The 14,550-nt window shown below is 74.6% G+C and carries 14 protein-coding genes and 1 tRNA gene; 5 read left to right on the top strand and 10 right to left on the bottom strand.

Annotated elements, in window-relative coordinates; translation table 11 throughout:
- The first annotated feature begins 21 nt into the window (after window positions 1-21).
- Window positions 22-525: a GNAT family N-acetyltransferase gene (locus ACI8AC_RS03475; RefSeq protein WP_456895217.1), complete on the top strand. Its 504-nt coding sequence runs from the start codon at window positions 22-24 to the stop codon at window positions 523-525.
- A gap of 65 nt (window positions 526-590) precedes the next feature.
- On the opposite strand, the gene ACI8AC_RS03470 is transcribed toward ACI8AC_RS03475, so the two are convergent.
- Entirely contained in the window at window positions 591-1,952 is a 1,362-nt protein-coding gene (locus tag ACI8AC_RS03470) for a DUF2252 domain-containing protein (protein ID WP_456895215.1), read from the bottom strand.
- A gap of 62 nt (window positions 1,953-2,014) precedes the next feature.
- Between ACI8AC_RS03470 and ACI8AC_RS03465 the strand changes: the two genes are divergently transcribed.
- The 3 genes from ACI8AC_RS03465 to ACI8AC_RS03455 all read left to right on the top strand — a co-directional run bounded on the left by ACI8AC_RS03465 (window position 2,015) and on the right by ACI8AC_RS03455 (window position 5,283).
- Window positions 2,015-3,061 (top strand): SGNH/GDSL hydrolase family protein, encoded by a 1,047-nt coding sequence (locus ACI8AC_RS03465; protein WP_456895213.1) that lies wholly within the window; start codon window positions 2,015-2,017, stop codon window positions 3,059-3,061.
- Window positions 3,062-3,123: 62 nt separating this feature from the next.
- Complete coding sequence (locus tag ACI8AC_RS03460) at window positions 3,124-4,344, top strand: acetyl-CoA C-acetyltransferase (RefSeq protein WP_456895211.1); 1,221 nt, start codon at window positions 3,124-3,126, stop codon at window positions 4,342-4,344.
- Window positions 4,345-4,509: 165 nt separating this feature from the next.
- Window positions 4,510-5,283 carry a formate/nitrite transporter family protein gene (locus ACI8AC_RS03455; RefSeq protein ID WP_456895210.1) on the top strand — a complete coding sequence of 258 codons (774 nt, stop codon included), beginning with the start codon at window positions 4,510-4,512 and terminating at the stop codon, window positions 5,281-5,283.
- 174 nt (window positions 5,284-5,457) lie between these two features.
- Here ACI8AC_RS03455 and ACI8AC_RS03450 read toward each other — a convergent pair whose 3' ends face one another.
- The 5 genes from ACI8AC_RS03450 to ACI8AC_RS03430 form a co-directional block, all read right to left on the bottom strand.
- Entirely contained in the window at window positions 5,458-6,315 is an 858-nt protein-coding gene (locus ACI8AC_RS03450) for a Bax inhibitor-1/YccA family membrane protein (RefSeq protein ID WP_456895208.1), read from the bottom strand.
- Between the two features lie 217 nt (window positions 6,316-6,532).
- Window positions 6,533-8,128 (bottom strand): M28 family metallopeptidase, encoded by a 1,596-nt coding sequence (locus tag ACI8AC_RS03445; protein ID WP_456895206.1) that lies wholly within the window; start codon window positions 8,126-8,128, stop codon window positions 6,533-6,535.
- A 349-nt stretch (window positions 8,129-8,477) separates the two neighbouring features.
- A tRNA-Leu gene (locus tag ACI8AC_RS03440) sits at window positions 8,478-8,551 on the bottom strand.
- Window positions 8,552-8,588: 37 nt separating this feature from the next.
- Entirely contained in the window at window positions 8,589-9,977 is a 1,389-nt protein-coding gene (locus ACI8AC_RS03435; RefSeq protein WP_456895204.1) for an NAD(P)/FAD-dependent oxidoreductase, read from the bottom strand.
- Between the two features lie 10 nt (window positions 9,978-9,987).
- Window positions 9,988-10,773, bottom strand: coding sequence for a uracil-DNA glycosylase (locus ACI8AC_RS03430; protein WP_456895203.1), 786 nt, complete (start codon window positions 10,771-10,773; stop codon window positions 9,988-9,990).
- Window positions 10,774-10,834: 61 nt separating this feature from the next.
- Between ACI8AC_RS03430 and ACI8AC_RS03425 the strand changes: the two genes are divergently transcribed.
- Window positions 10,835-11,146: a DUF4235 domain-containing protein gene (locus tag ACI8AC_RS03425; RefSeq protein WP_456895201.1), complete on the top strand. Its 312-nt coding sequence runs from the start codon at window positions 10,835-10,837 to the stop codon at window positions 11,144-11,146.
- A 1-nt stretch (window position 11,147) separates the two neighbouring features.
- Here ACI8AC_RS03425 and ACI8AC_RS03420 read toward each other — a convergent pair whose 3' ends face one another.
- The 4 genes from ACI8AC_RS03420 to eno are packed head-to-tail and all read right to left on the bottom strand — an operon-like array spanning window position 11,148 to window position 14,475.
- Window positions 11,148-12,098 carry a Ppx/GppA phosphatase family protein gene (locus ACI8AC_RS03420; protein ID WP_456895199.1) on the bottom strand — a complete coding sequence of 317 codons (951 nt, stop codon included), beginning with the start codon at window positions 12,096-12,098 and terminating at the stop codon, window positions 11,148-11,150.
- Complete coding sequence (locus ACI8AC_RS03415; protein WP_456895197.1) at window positions 12,095-12,619, bottom strand: DUF501 domain-containing protein; 525 nt, start codon at window positions 12,617-12,619, stop codon at window positions 12,095-12,097. The genes ACI8AC_RS03420 and ACI8AC_RS03415 overlap by 4 nt, the downstream gene beginning before the upstream one ends.
- Entirely contained in the window at window positions 12,612-13,181 is a 570-nt protein-coding gene (locus tag ACI8AC_RS03410) for a septum formation initiator family protein (protein WP_456895195.1), read from the bottom strand. The genes ACI8AC_RS03415 and ACI8AC_RS03410 overlap by 8 nt, the downstream gene beginning before the upstream one ends.
- 13 nt (window positions 13,182-13,194) lie before the next feature.
- Window positions 13,195-14,475 (bottom strand): phosphopyruvate hydratase, encoded by a 1,281-nt coding sequence (eno, locus tag ACI8AC_RS03405; RefSeq protein ID WP_456895193.1) that lies wholly within the window; start codon window positions 14,473-14,475, stop codon window positions 13,195-13,197.
- Window positions 14,476-14,550 lie beyond the last annotated feature (75 nt).

Raw genomic sequence — 14,550 nt, 5'->3', positions numbered from 1 at the left:
CCCGGCGAGGAGACTGGGCGGGTGACCTCCGACGCGAGCACCGCCCCGACCGTCGACGAGGTGCCCGTCGACGTCGTCCTCCCGCTGCGCAGCGCCGTCCTGCGCGGCGGCGGGCCGGCCGGGCTCCCGGGGGACGACGACCCCGCGACCGTGCACCTGGCCGCACGCGCCGGCGACGGGCGCGTGGCCGGCGTCGTCCGGCTCGCGCCGGCGGCCTGCCCCTGGCGGCCGCACGCCCGGGCACCCTGGCAGCTGCGCGGCATGGCGACCGACCCCGAGGTGCGCGGCAGCGGCGCCGGCCGGCTGCTGGTCGAGGCCGCAATGGCGCTGGTGGCCGGGCGCGGCGGCGACCTGGTGTGGTGCAACGCCCGGGTCACCGCGGCCGGCTTCTACACCCGGATGGGGTTCGCGACCGTCACCGGCGAGTTCGACGTCCCCGGCATCGGCCCGCACGTCGGGATGGTGGCGGACGCCCTGCCGGGGGCAGGCGCCCTGCCGGGGGCAGGCGCCCTGCCGGGGGCATAGGAAGCTTCTCCCGCGTCAGGGCGCCGCGGACGCGGGCAGAGCTTCCCATGCCTCTGAGCTCTGGGTCACCGCACCACCGGGTGGGCCCCGCTCGAGCTGATGCCGGGGATCAGCCCGGCGCGGAAGGCGTCGACGAACGACCGGTGGTCCTCCTGCGTCCGCCGCGCGTAGTCGTGGGCGAAGGCGACCATGTCCTCGACGAACTCGGCGCGCCGGTCCCCGATCATCGCGGTGATCGCCTCCTCGGTCTGGAAGGGCACCAGCGCGTGGTCGGCGTCGACGTCCCCGACGCAGTGCATCTTCGCCGTGGCCCGCCCCAGCTGGGTCATCACCGGGGCGATCTCCTCCGGCTCGGTCAGGTCGTCCCACTCCAGGTCGGACTCGTACGGCGAGAGCTCCTTGACCACGAACCCGACGCCGTCGATCTCGGTCCAGCCCAGGAACTGGGAGGCGTTGGCCTGCAGCGCCCGCTCGGAGACCGCCGTCCGGTGCCCCTCGTGCTCGAAGGCGGCGCGGATGCCCGGGTCCCGGACCACCCGGCTCGGCGCGGCCACGTTGCCCTGCTTGAGCGAGAGCACCACGTCGTTCTCCAGCGCCTGGTCGTAGCCCTCCAGGAGCACGTTGTAGGCGGGCAGGCCGGCGCTGCCGATGCCGAAGCCGCCGGTGGCGACGACGTCCTTCACGTCGTAGGCGACGTCGCGGCGGCGGGCCGGCGGGCGCACCGTCCCCTTCCAGCGCTCGAGGGCGTCGAGCACCCGCGCCCGCTCCTCCTCGCCCAGCCGCCGGGTGCGCGGGCCGTCGGCGAAGCGGCGCTCGAAGTCCTCGACGACGGTCGTGCGGGCCAGCAGGTCCAGGCGGGTGCGCGCGGCGGTCTCGAGGATGACGTCGTGCACCGCGCCCTCGGTGTTCTCCCGGACCAGCGCGAACGAGCGGTCGTCGGCGGTGCGCGTGAACGCGGCGACCTGGTCGAGGTAGGCACCCAGGTAGCGGCGGAGCAGGTCGGCGATGACGTCGTCGGAGAACGCCTTGCGCCAGGCCAGCAGTGCGAAGCTGGCGCAGAACCGGCGCAGGTCCCAGCTGACGTGGCCCAGGTACGCCTCGTCGAAGTCGTTGACGTCGAAGACGATCCGGCCGGTGCCGTCCATGTAGGTGCCGAAGTTCTCCGCGTGCAGGTCACCCTGGATCCACACCCGCCGGGTCCGCTCGTCGCTCCAGCGGTCCTCGGCCTCGGCCATGTCGGCGTAGAACAGGCAGGCGCTGCCGCGGTAGAAGGCGAACGGGTCGGCGGCCATCTTGCGGAACTTGGTCCGGAAGGCGTCGGCGTCGGCCCGCATGAGGTCGGAGAACGCCTCGACGAGGACGTCGACGATCCGGCGGGTGCGGGCGTCGGGGGCCCCCGAGGGCACCCCTGCGGGGGAAGCGGTCACGGGCTGCACCGTAGGGGCGGCTAGCCTGCGGGGACAGGAGGAGCAGCGGGACGGGGGCGGCGGTGACGCGGGCGAGCACGGCACGCAGGCTGGCCACCGGGGCCGCCTACGGCAGCGGCGGCCTGGGCCTGGCCGGGGCCGGGGTGGTCGCCCTGCTGCGCCAGCAGGCCCGCTCGGCGCGCCGCCGCGTGGAGGCCCGCAAGGAGGCCGACCCGCCCTCGGGCGACGGCGTCTACGGCCACGCCGCCGGGAGGGGCCGGGGCAAGCCGATCGTGTTCGCCGTGCTCGGCGACTCCAGCGCGGTCGGGCTGGGCGTGCGGCGGGCCGCCGAGACGCCCGGGGTGCTGCTGGCCGCCGCACTGGCGGAGCTGGCCGAGCAGCCCGTGCGGCTGGTCCGCCTGGCCCGGTCGGGGGCGAAGTCGCCGGACCTCGACGGGCAGGTCGAGCGGGCGCTGGCCGAGCGGCCCGACCTGGTACTGGTGATGATCGGCGCCAACGACGTCACCTCCCGGACCTCCCTCGCGGTCTCCGTGCGGCACCTGCGCGACGCGGTGCGCCGCCTCACCGCGGCCGGCGCGGAGGTCGTCGTCGGCACCTGCCCCGACCTCGGCACGGTCCGGCCGATCGGCCAGCCGCTGCGGGGGCTGGCCCGCCGCTGGAGCCGGCAGATGGCCGCCGCCCAGACGATCGCCGTGGTCGAGGAGGGCGGCCGCACCGTCTCGCTCGGGTCGGTGCTCGGCCCGCGGTTCGCCGAGGACAGCGGGTTGTTCAGCGGCGACGAGTTCCACCCCAGCGCGGCCGGCTACGCCGCGGCCGCCGCGGTGCTGCTGCCCTCGCTGGCCGATGCGATCGGCGTGTGGCCGGCGGCGGCCGACCGCGGGCTGCGCAACCTGCGCCGGGACACCATCCGCCCCGTCGACCGGGCCGCGGTCCGCGCCGCAGGGCGGACCGGCACCGAGGTCCAGCCGACCGCGGTGCGCGGCTCGGAGACCGGCCCCCGCGGACCGTGGGCGCGGCTGCGCCGCCGGCGGCCACCGGACCTGCCCACTCCCGGCCGGGCCGAGGACGCCACCCCCGCGCCGGGTACCGCACGCGTTACCGCGGAGTAGGTTCAGGGGGACAGCACCGCCCCGGCCCACCCGTGCCGGGCACCCCTCGCCGTGGAGGACCCATGCCCGAAGCAGTCATCGTCTCGACCGCCCGCTCGCCGATCGGCCGGGCGTTCAAGGGGTCGCTGAAGGACCTGCGCCCCGACGACCTGACCGCCACGATCGTGCGCGCCGCGCTGGACAAGGTGCCGGCGCTGGACCCGACCGACATCGACGACCTGATCCTCGGCTGCGGCCTGCCCGGCGGGGAGCAGGGCTACAACATGGGTCGGGTGGTCAGCGTGCTGCTCGGCATGGACCACCTGCCCGGGACGACGATCACCCGCTACTGCTCCTCCTCGCTGCAGTCGACCCGCATGGCCATGCACGCGATCAAGGCCGGCGAGGGCGACGTGTTCATCTCGGCGGGCGTGGAGATGGTGTCCCGCTTCGTGAAGGGCAACTCGGACTCGCTGCCCGAGACCCACAACCCGGTGTTCGCCGACGCCCAGGCCCGGGTGGCCAAGACCGCCGAGAGCGGCGCGGACTCCTGGACCGACCCGCGGGAGAACGGCGAGATCCCCGACATCTACGTCGCGATGGGGCAGACGGCCGAGAACCTGGCCCTGCTCAAGGACGTCTCCCGCCAGGAGATGGACGAGTTCGCCGTGCGCAGCCAGAACCTGGCCGAGCAGGCGATCGCCGACGGCTTCTGGGCCCGGGAGATCACCCCGGTGACCACGCCGGACGGCACCGTGGTCAGCACCGACGACGGCCCCCGGCCCGGCGTCACCCTCGAGGGCGTCTCGCAGCTCAAGCCGGTGTTCCGCCCCGACGGCCGGGTCACCGCCGGCAACGCCTGCCCGCTCAACGACGGCGCCGCCGCGGTGGTCGTCATGAGCGACGCCAAGGCCCGCGACCTCGGCCTGACCCCGCTGGCCCGGATCGTCTCCACCGCGGTCACCGGCCTGTCGCCGGAGATCATGGGGTACGGCCCGGTCGAGGCCTCGAAGCTGGCCCTGCAGCGGGCCGGGATGAGCATCGGCGACATCGACCTCGTCGAGATCAACGAGGCCTTCGCCGCCCAGGTCATCCCGAGCTACCGCGATCTGGGCATCGACATCGACCGGCTCAACGTGCACGGCGGGGCCATCGCGGTCGGCCACCCGTTCGGCATGACGGGCGCCCGCATCACCGGCACGCTGCTCAACGGGCTGCAGACCAAGGACAAGACCTTCGGCCTGGAGACCATGTGCGTCGGCGGCGGCATGGGCATGGCGATGGTGCTCGAGCGCCTGAGCTGAGCCCCTACCCCCCCTCCCCGGCGATCATGAAGTCCGGGACGTGGCACGCCGGCGACCCGCGGCGTGCCCGTTCCCGGGCTTCATGATCGCCGGCGTCCGTCCGGCGTCCGGGCTGCGCCCGCGGCGGGGGTGTCCGCCGTCCCGCGTCGGGGGTAGGGACCCGCCATGAGCGTGGCCCCGGATCCCTCGGACATCTACCGGCGCGCCCAGGAGGAGGGACGCCGCCGGCTCGGCCTGTCCTTCCTGGAGCAGGTCGCCACCGGGTTCATCGCCGGGTTCACGATCGTCTTCGGCATCGTGGCGCTCGGCGTGGTGACCGCCGAACTCGAGGCGACCGTCCCCTTCGAGACCGCCGAGCTCGGCGGCGCGCTCGCCTTCGCGCTCGGGCTGGTCTTCCTGATCGTGGGCCGCACCGAGCTGTTCAGCGAGAACTTCTTCGATCCGGTCGCCGCGGCCATCTCGGAACGGGGACGCCGCGTCTGGCTGCGGCTGCTCCGGCTGTGGGTGCTCATCCTGGCCCTGAACCTCATGGGCGGGGCGGTGCTCGTCGCCCTGATGACCGTGCAGGGGGCCCTGCCGGGGGCGTCCGACGAGGTCCTCGTACGGATCGCGGAGAACATCGCGGCCAAGGGGTGGGCGGCCACCCTCGTCCGGGCCGTCTTCGCCGGCGCGCTGCTGAGCCTGCTCTCCTACATGCTCCACGCCACCGACACGGTCGTCGCCCGGATCCTCCTCGCCTTCCTGGTGGGGTTCCTCCTGGCCCTCGGGACGTTCGACCACGTCGTGGTGTCGGTCCTGCACATCCTCTTCGGCATCTGGCTCGGCGGTGCGGTCGGCTACGGCGACCTGCTGCTCAACCTCGGGCTGGCGACGGTCGGCAACCTCGTGGGCGGGGTGCTGCTGATGACCCTCACGCACACCGCCCAGGAGAAGGGCTGAACCCTCCCGCCGATCCCCTCCCCGACGATCATGGACTGCGGGAGGTGACCCGCCGGCAGATCGCGGCGTGCCCCTTCCGGGACTTCATGACCGCGGGGCACGGGCACCCCGGACAGACCGGTGGCCCGGCCCCTCGTGGGGACCGGGCCACCGTCGCGTGCCGCTGCGGTCAGCTCACTCGTTCTGGAAGTAGGACAGCAGCCGCAGGATCTCCAGGTACAGCCAGACGACCGTCACCAGCAGGCCGAAGGCGATGTACCAGGCGAACTTCGCCGGGGCGCCGCGGCGGATGGCCTCGTCGGCCATGTCGAAGTCGAGCAGCAGCGAGAAGGCCGCCACACCGATCACGACCAGGCTGAACACGATCGCCAGCGGGCCGCCGTCCCGCAGGCCCAGACCACCCTCGACGAAGAAGCCGGCGACCAGGTTGACCAGCACCAGGGCGAGCACGCCGAACAGCGCGCCGACGATCCACCGGGTCAGCTTCGGGGTGACGCGGATGGCGCCGGTCTTGTAGATCACCAGCATCCCGGCGAAGACACCGAAGGTGCCTACGAGCGCCTGGGCGACGATGCCCGGGTAGATGCTGTTGAACGCCTCGCTGATGGCGCCGAGGGCGATGCCGTAGAGCGCGCCGTACGACAGCGTGGCCACCGGATTGGCGATCTGCTTGAAGGCGATCACCAGGCCGAGGACCAGCGCCACGAGCACGGCCGGCAGGGTCAGGCCCCAGGCCAGCGACTCGGGGAGGACCGCCCACGTCACGGCCGCCGAGAGCACCGTGACGAGGAACGACAGACCCGTCTTCTGGACGACGTCGTCCATCGTCATGTACTGGGTGGTGGTGCGGGTGTAGGGCGCCTGCTGGTAGGGCGCCGGCGCACCGTACTGCTGCGGGGCCCCGTACTGGGGGGCGCCGTACTGCGGGGCACCGTACTGGGGGGCGCCCCACTGGCCGTACTGCTGGGCCTGCGGGCGGCCGTTACCGGCGTCGCCGAAGGCCCGGCTGAAGGCCGGGTTCTTGCTGGGCATCGTCATCTCCTCGAGGTGACCGGCGGTCCGTGGGGTCTACGGTCCTGCACCCCACTCGATGAGGTCAACGCCGGAAGTGGCCTGCGCGTTCCTGGGTGTCGCAGGGACACCCGGACGGGGGGATCCCGGCGCGCCAGGACGCCCTGCGCACCCCCGGCACGCGACCACGGCGCCGCCCCGGGATCGGGGACGGCGCCGCGGCCGCGCACTCAGCAGGTCAGACCTCGACCCCGCCGTGGTCGTGGTCGTGGTCCGGCGAGAGCCCGCCACCGCCGGCCTTCTGCTCCGCGGTCACCCGGAACTGGCGGTCGGTCGGGTCCTCCTGGAACGTGCCGCCCGGCACCGGCCGGCCCTGGACGCCGTTGACCCGCGAGGTGTCGTAGGCCAGCGTCAGCACCGCGTAGGCGATGGCGTCGGAGTTCGTGTCGAGCGCCTTCGGGTCGACGTTGTCGATCGTGTCGCCGACCTGGTGGTAGTTCGGGTCGTAGGCGACGCCGGCGGTACCGCCGTACAGCGGCACCTGGTACTCCTCCTTGAGGACCTCCGCCCCGGTGAACAGGCCGCCGGAGGGGATGCCGTTCTCGATGAAGGCCTGGTAGTCGCTGCGGCCGCTGAACTCGCTGCCCTCGTACCACAGGCCGTTGGCCTCGAAGTAGTCCTCGAGGACGTACTCGATCTCCTCCGAGCCCGCGGGGACCTCGACCGGCGCCTCGAAGTCCGACTGGTCGCCGTCGTAGATGAACCGGGCGAAGTTCGGCGAGCCGACCATGTCGAAGTTCAGGTACAGCCCGATGTCGGCCTTCTGGTCCTCGCTCAGCTGGGACACGTAGTGCTCGGAGCCGAGCAGGCCCAGCTCCTCGGCACCCCACCAGGCGAAGCGGACCGTGTTGGGCAGCTCGGCCTTGGCGATGTTCTCGGCCACCTCGAGGATCGCCGCGCTGCCGGAGCCGTTGTCGTTGATGCCCGGGCCCGCGAGCACGGAGTCCAGGTGCGCGCCGGCCATGACGACGTTGTCCGACGTGCGGCCGGGCAGCTCGGCGATCACGTTGTGGGTGGTGCGGGTCTCGCTGGTCGAGTCGACGGCGAGGTCGACGGTCGTGCCGGTGGCGGCGAGCTCCTGGCCCGTCTCCGGCGTGACCCCGACGACCGGGATGCCGGTGCCGGGAGCCCCCAGGGTGCCGTTGAGCAGCCCGGGCACGTTGTTGACGACGATGACCGCGCTCGCCCCGACCGCCTGGGCGTTCTGCGCCTTGACGGCGAAGGCGCAGGCGCCGCGGTCGACGAGGGCGACCGTGCCGGCGGGGAAGCCGGTGAAGTCCGCGGCCTCGCAGCCGCTGTTGCCGGAGCCGAGGTCGACCGGGGTGACGGCGCCGTCGTCCACCGTCCCGGCGCCGGTGTAGGTCATCGGGGCGTAGTGGGTGTCCACGGCGTACGTCGCCGCGGTGGGGGCGACCCGGCTGAACGAGCTGCTCCGCAGCTCGAAGAACGGGAACTGGAACGGCTGGCGGGTGACCTCGTAACCGGCCGCCTCCAGCCGCTCCTCGACGTAGCCGACGGAGGCGTCGTAGCCCGAGGTGCCCGAGGCCCGGTTGCCGCCGTTGGCGTCGGCGATGGCCTGGAACGCCTCGAGGTGCTCGGTGACGCCGTCGACCGTGACGCACTCGGTCAGCTTGGCGACGGTGTTGTTGTTCCGGTGCTCGCAGCCCTTGGCCGCGGACGCCGGCAGCGCGGTGACCACGCTGCCCGCGAGTGCCAGCACACCGGCCGTCCCGGCCACGGCGAACCGTGACCGCCGGAGGTGGGCTCGGGTCATGGACTTCCCCCTCGTTCCGTTGCGTCACGCCGTTGCGACGCCCTGTGCAGAACCTTGCGGACCTGTTGCGCGGCGCGTCAAGCCCTGGATTTCCTCCCGCCGATCGGGTATCGGCCCGGAGGAAGTCGTTACCGGCGCGAACCTCGGCTGGTGGTGACGTGGGTGCCGGGGTAACGTCCCGGCCCGGACGGCGACCGGGTCGGGACGCGCCGGTGCGCACGGCCATGCTGCACCGGACGCCCCCTTCCCGCGACTCGACGAGGGGGAGCCATGACGCAGGGTGACCGAAAGGAGGGGCCGCGGAGCCGCGTGCGGGGACGCCGCGGGGACCGCGCAGGGCGGGACGGGGTGCCCCCGGTGGGGTTCGAACCCACACTCGGACCCTTTTAAGGGGCCTGCCTCTGCCGGTTGGGCTACGGGGGCGGTCGGGACGGCGGGGCGGTCGGTGACGGCGGGGAGCTCAGCCCGCCTTGGCCGCGCCGCCCCCCGACTGGGCCTTGTCCTCCGCCGACGGTGGCGGCAGCTGCCCGGTGCGCCCGCTGCCCGCCGCGGCCACGAACTCCTGGCGCGGGTTCTGCAGCTGCCCGAGCGAGATGACCTCGCGGCGGAACAGCAGGGCCTGGGTCCAGTCGGCGACCACCCGCGCCTTGCGGTTGAACGTCGGCACCCGGCTCACGTGGTAGGTGCGGTGCATGAACCAGGCGGGGAAGCCCTTGAGCTTGACGCCGTACACCTGGGCGACGCCCTTGTACAGCCCGAGGCTGGCGACCGAGCCGGCGTAGGAGTGCCGGTAGGGCACCGGCTGCTCGCCCCGCAGCGTCAGCACGATGTTGTCGGCCAGCCGCTTGGCCTGCCGGACGGCGTGCTGGGCGTTGGGCGCGGTGGTGGCCCCGTCCGACCCCTTGGTCAGGTCGGGGACGGCGGCGAGGTCCCCCGCGGACCAGGCGTCGGGCAGGCCGCGCACCTGCAGCGTGGGCTCGCAGACGACCCGCCCGCGCTCGTCGAGGGGGAGGTCGGTGTTCGCCAGCATCGGGTTCGGCTTGGTCCCCGCCGTCCACACCAGGGTGTCGCTGGCGAAGGAGTCGCCGTCCGAGAGCCGGACGACGCAGCCCTCCGACACCGACTCCAGGCGGGTGTTGAGCCGGACGTCCATGCCGCGGGCGGTGAGCTCCTTGACCGTCCAGGCGGCCATGTCCAGGTCGACCTCGGGCAGGATGCGGCCCATCGCCTCGACCAGCACCCAGTGCATGTCGGCGGTCGAGAGCCGCGGGTAGTAGTGCTCGATGGCGTAGCGGGCCATGTCCTCGAGCTCGGCGAAGGCCTCGACGCCGGCGTACCCGCCGCCGACGAACGTGAAGGTGAGCGCGCGGCGGCGCACCTCCGGGTCGTCGGTGGAGCTGGCCGCGTCGAGCCGGGCGAGCACGTGGTTGCGCAGGAAGATGGCCTCGCCGACGTTCTTGAACCCGATGCCGTGCTCGGCCAGGCCGGGGATCGGGAGGGTGCGGGCGACCGAACCCGCGGCCATGACCAGGACGTCGTAGGAGAGCTCGAAGGTCTCGCCCTCGATGGGGGCGACCGTCGCCCGCTTCTCCGCGTGCGACAGGCCGGTCACCGCGCCGGTGATGACGCGGCAGCGGGGCAGGGTGCGCCGCAGCGGCACGACCACGTGCCGCGGCTCCACGGACCCGGCGGCCGCCTCGGGGAGGAAGGGCTGGTAGGTCATGTGCGGCTGGGGGTCGACCACGACGACCTCCGCCCGCCCGCGGGAGAGCTTCTTCTGCAGCCGCAGGGCGGTGTAGAGACCGACGTAGCCGCCACCGACGACCAGGACCACGGGACGCTGCGCCATGCCTGCGAGCCTAGGGGCGCGGGCGGGGGTCGGGCACGGTCGCGGCCAACTCGGTGGCCCGGGCCAGGACGGCGTCGAGCATCGGCTCGGTCAACCGCCCGGTGAAGGTGTTCTGCTGGCTGACGTGGTAGCTGCCCAGCAGGGTCAGCGACCCCCGGGGGCCCTCGAGGGCCACCTCCACGCCGTGACCGAACGCCGGCCGCGGCCGCGGCAGCGCGTGCCCGGCCTCGGCCAGCACCGGCCACAGCGCGCTCCAGCCGAACCCGCCGAGGACGACGACGACCCGCAGCCGCGGCAGCAGGGCCAGCTCGCGCGCCAGCCACGGCGAGCAGGTGTCCCGCTCCGCGGGCGTCGGCGCGTTGGCCGGCGGCGCGCACCGGACGGCGGCGGCCACGCGGACGTCGTGCAGCTGCAGCCCGTCCCCGACGTGCGTGGACGTCGGCTGGTTGGCCAGCCCCGCCCGCCACAGCGCCGCGAAGATCCAGTCGCCGCTGCGGTCGCCGGTGAAGACCCGGCCGGTGCGGTTGCCGCCGTGCGCGGCCGGGGCCAGCCCGACGACGGCGATGCGGGCGTCCGCGGGGCCCAGGCCGGGCACCGGGCGGCCCCAGTAGTCCTGGTCGCGGAAGGCGGCCCGCTTGACCCGGGCGACCTCCTCGCGCCAGGCCACCAGCCGGGGGCAGGCGCGGCAGCCGGAGACGCGGGCGTCGAGGGCGGCGAGGTCGCGGGCAGCTCTGGCAGCGCGGGGAACGCCGGCCGGGGTGCGGGTCACGGGGAAGCCGGCGGGGTCGGTGGCCACGGCGGACAGCAGACCAGACGCCCACCGGGTGCCGGCAGCGGACCCGGGGCATGATCACCCCGTGGCCAGGAAGACGACACCCAAGCCGCCGAAGGCGCCGATGACCTGGAAGCTGCTCTCGGCGGGGTTCGCGGTGCCCGCCGGGATCGCCGTCCGCAAGCTGACCGACGCCGCCTGGTACGGCGTGCGCGGCACGACACCGCCCAAGAACCCCGCCGCACCGGGCGTCAGCTGGGGTGACGCCCTGGCGTGGGCCGCGGTGTCGGGGCTGGCCGTCGCCGGCGGCCGCCTCCTGGCGGCCCGCGGCGCCGCGGCGAGCTACGAGAAGCTGACCGGGAAGCTGCCGCCGGGGCTGAACCAGGGCACGACCTGAGTCAGCGGCCGGCCAGCCGCAGCGCGATGCCGTCGAGGATGTCGTGCTCGCTGACGACCACGTCGTCGATCGCGAGGGCGTCCATCACCACCCGCAGCACCAGCGAACCGGCGCCGATGACGTCGACCCGCCCCGGGTGCATGACCGGCTCGGCGGCCCGCCGCGCCCGGGTGGCGGTCAGCAGGCCGGCGGTGACCGACCGGACGGCGGCCACCGGGATCCGCGAGCCGTGGATGGCGACCGGGTCGTAGGCGGGCAGGCCCAGGGCGAGCGCGGCCACGGTGGTGACCGAGCCGGCCAGCCCGACGAGGGTGGCCGCCTCGCCGACGGGCACGGCCGCGACGACCTCGGCGAGGGCGGCGCGGATGTCGGTCTCGGCCCGGCCGATCTCGTCGGGGGTCGGCGGGTCGCCGTGCAGGTGCCGCTCGGTGAGCCGGACGCAGCCGACGTCCACCGATCGGGCGGCGCGGACCCCGCCGGCGTCGCCGAGCACGAACTCGGTGGACCCGCCCCCGATGTCGACCACCAGGTACGGCGGGCGCGGCGCGGGCTGCCCGTGCGCGGCGACCGCGGCGTCGAGCGAGGCCGTGGCGCCGAGGAAGGACAGCCGCGCCTCCTCGTCACCGGGCACCACGTCGGGCGGCTGGCCGAGGGTGGCCAGCACCATGTCCTCGAAGTCGGCGCGGTTGGCGGCGTCCCGGCTGGCGCTGGTGGCGACCATCCGGACCGCCGTCACGCCGAGGTCGCGGGCCTGGGCGGCGTACTCGGCGAGCACGCGGCGGGTGCGCTCGATGGCCTGGGGGGCCAGCCGGCCGGTGGCGTCGACCCCCTCGCCGAGCCGGACGACCTCCATGCGGCGCAGCAGGTCGGTGTGCGGCCCCTCCGGGGGGACGTCGGCCACCAGCAGCCGGATCGAGTTCGTGCCGCAGTCGACGGCGGCCACCCGGCTCATCGGTCCTCCTCGGGGAGCGCGCACGGGCCGGCAGCCCACCACTCCCCCATCTCGGTGACGGCGCGGTCGCCGACCGGGTTCACCCCCGGGCCGGCGGCCAGCGCGTGCCCGGCGAGCGCGTGCAGGCACTTGACCCGGTCGGGCATGCCGCCGGCGGTGTTCCGGGTGGGCAGCTCCCCGAGGGCGTCGCGCTCGGCGAGGTACTGCTCGTGGGCGGCCCGGTAGCCGGCGGCCAGGGCGGGGTCCTCGGCCAGGTCGGCCTGCCACTCGCGCATCCGGCCGGCCGACTCGAGCCGGCTGGCGGCCGCGGCGGCCCGCGGGCAGGTCAGGTAGTACAGCGTCGGGAACGGGGTGCCGTCCTCCAGCCGCGGGGAGGTCTGCACCACGTCGGGCTGGCCGCAGGGGCAGCGGTGCGCGACGGCGTGCAGGGCCCGCGGGGGCCGGCCGAGCTGCCGGGCGACGACGTCCCGGTCCTCGGGGCCGACGGGCTCGCGCTCCCGCCGCCCGGGGTGCTCAGCCACCCGGGCCCCCGCCGGGGGTGTTCCCGTCCGCCGTCGCCACCGACCCCATCAGCGCCTCGTACCAGGGCACCTCGGCGGCCGGCTGCTCGGGCAGGGTGCCGGCGTCCCCCTCGGCGGTCTCGCCGTCGACCACGACGACCAGCCGGTCACCGGGCAGCACGTAGCTGAGCCGGTCCCGGGCCTCCCGCGCGGTCCAGTCGGGGTCGGCCTGCCGGTCCAGCTCGTCCTGGAGGTCCTCGATCCGCTGGTCGAGCGCGGCGCCCTCCGCGGCCAGCCGGGTGAGCTCCGCGCGGCCGGAGAGGTACTGCCGCACCGGCCCGGCGAGGGTGAGCGCCAGGAGCAGCACGAGACCGGCGAGCAGCACCGCCCGGCCGGTGAACAGCGGCCGCCGGGGCTGCCCCGCCGGCGTCGCGCCCCGGGCGGTGCGGCGGACGGGACGGCGCTGGTCCGGCCGGCTGCCCGCCCCGGAGCGGGTGCCGGCCGGGACCGGGCGGGAGGCCGCGGAGGCCAGCGGCCTCCCGGTGGCGCGCCGGCCGCCGCGGCGGCCGCGCGGACCGCTCATCGGGGAACCGGGCTCACCGGCCGCCCAGGCGCGGGAAGGCCCCGGCGCCGGCGTACCGGGCGGCGTCGTCCAGCTCCTCCTCCAGGCGCAGCAGCTGGTTGTACTTGGCCACCCGCTCGCTGCGGGCGGGGGCGCCGGTCTTGATCTGGCCGCAGTCGGTGGCCACCGCGAGGTCGGCGATCGTGGTGTCCTCGGTCTCGCCGGAGCGGTGGCTCATCATGCAGCGGTAGCCGCTGCGGTGGGCCAGGCCGACCGCGTCGAGGGTCTCGGTCAGCGTGCCGATCTGGTTGACCTTGACCAGCAGGGCGTTCGCGGCGCCGCGGGCGATGCCGTCGGCCAGCCGGGTCGGGTTGGTGACGAACAGGTCGTCGCCGACCAGCTGGACGCGGTCGCCGAGGGCCGCGGTGAGGGCGACCCAGCCGTCCCAGTCCTCCTCGTCGAGCGGGTCCTCGATGGAGACGACCGGGTAGGAGTCGACCAGGTCGCGGTAGTAGTCGGTGAGGTACTCCGCCGAGCGGGTCTGGCCCTCGAAGTCGTAGCCGCCGTCGCCGTGGAACTCGGTCGCGGCCACGTCCAGGGCGAAGGCGATGTCCGCGCCCAGGGTGTAGCCGGCCTTCTCCACGGCCTCGGCGATGAGGTCGAGCGCGTCGCGGTTGCTGGGCAGGTCGGGGGCGAAGCCGCCCTCGTCGCCGAGGCCGGTGGACAGCCCACGGCCCTTCAGCACGGCCTTGAGCGCGTGGTACGTCTCGGTGCCCATGGCCAGCGCCTCGGAGAAGGTCGCCGCGCCGATGGGGGCGATCATGAACTCCTGCACGTCGACGTTGCTGTCGGCGTGGGCACCGCCGTTGAGGATGTTCATCATCGGCACCGGCAGCAGGTGGCTCGCAGGGCCGCCGACGTAGCGGAACAGCGGCAGGCCGGCCGACTCCGCGGCCGCCTTGGCCACGGCGAGGCTCACCCCGAGGATCGCGTTGGCGCCGAGCCGGGACTTGTCCGGCGTCCCGTCGAGGTCGATCAGCCGCTGGTCGATGAGCCGCTGCTCGCTGGCGTCGTAGCCCACGAGCTCCGGGCCGATGACGTCGAGGACGCCGTCGACGGCCTTGGTGACGCCCTTCCCGCCGTACCGCTCACCCCCGTCGCGCAGCTCGACGGCCTCGAAGGCGCCGGTCGAGGCGCCGCTGGGGACGGCGGCGCGGGTGATCGTCCCGTCGTCGAGGGCGACCTCGACCTCCACGGTGGGGTTTCCGCGCGAGTCGAGGATCTCCCGCGCGCCTACGGCGTCGATGCTGGCCACGGTGGGCAGCCTAGCCAGCCACCGCGCGGCCCACCGCCTGCCGTGCCGCACCGCCGGCGGCGGTGGCCCGGGACC

It is taken from the genome of Geodermatophilus sp. SYSU D00758 (genome assembly GCF_054049955.1).
Note: the sequence above shows the minus strand (reverse complement) of the source record. Positions and strands in the feature narration are given on the sequence as shown.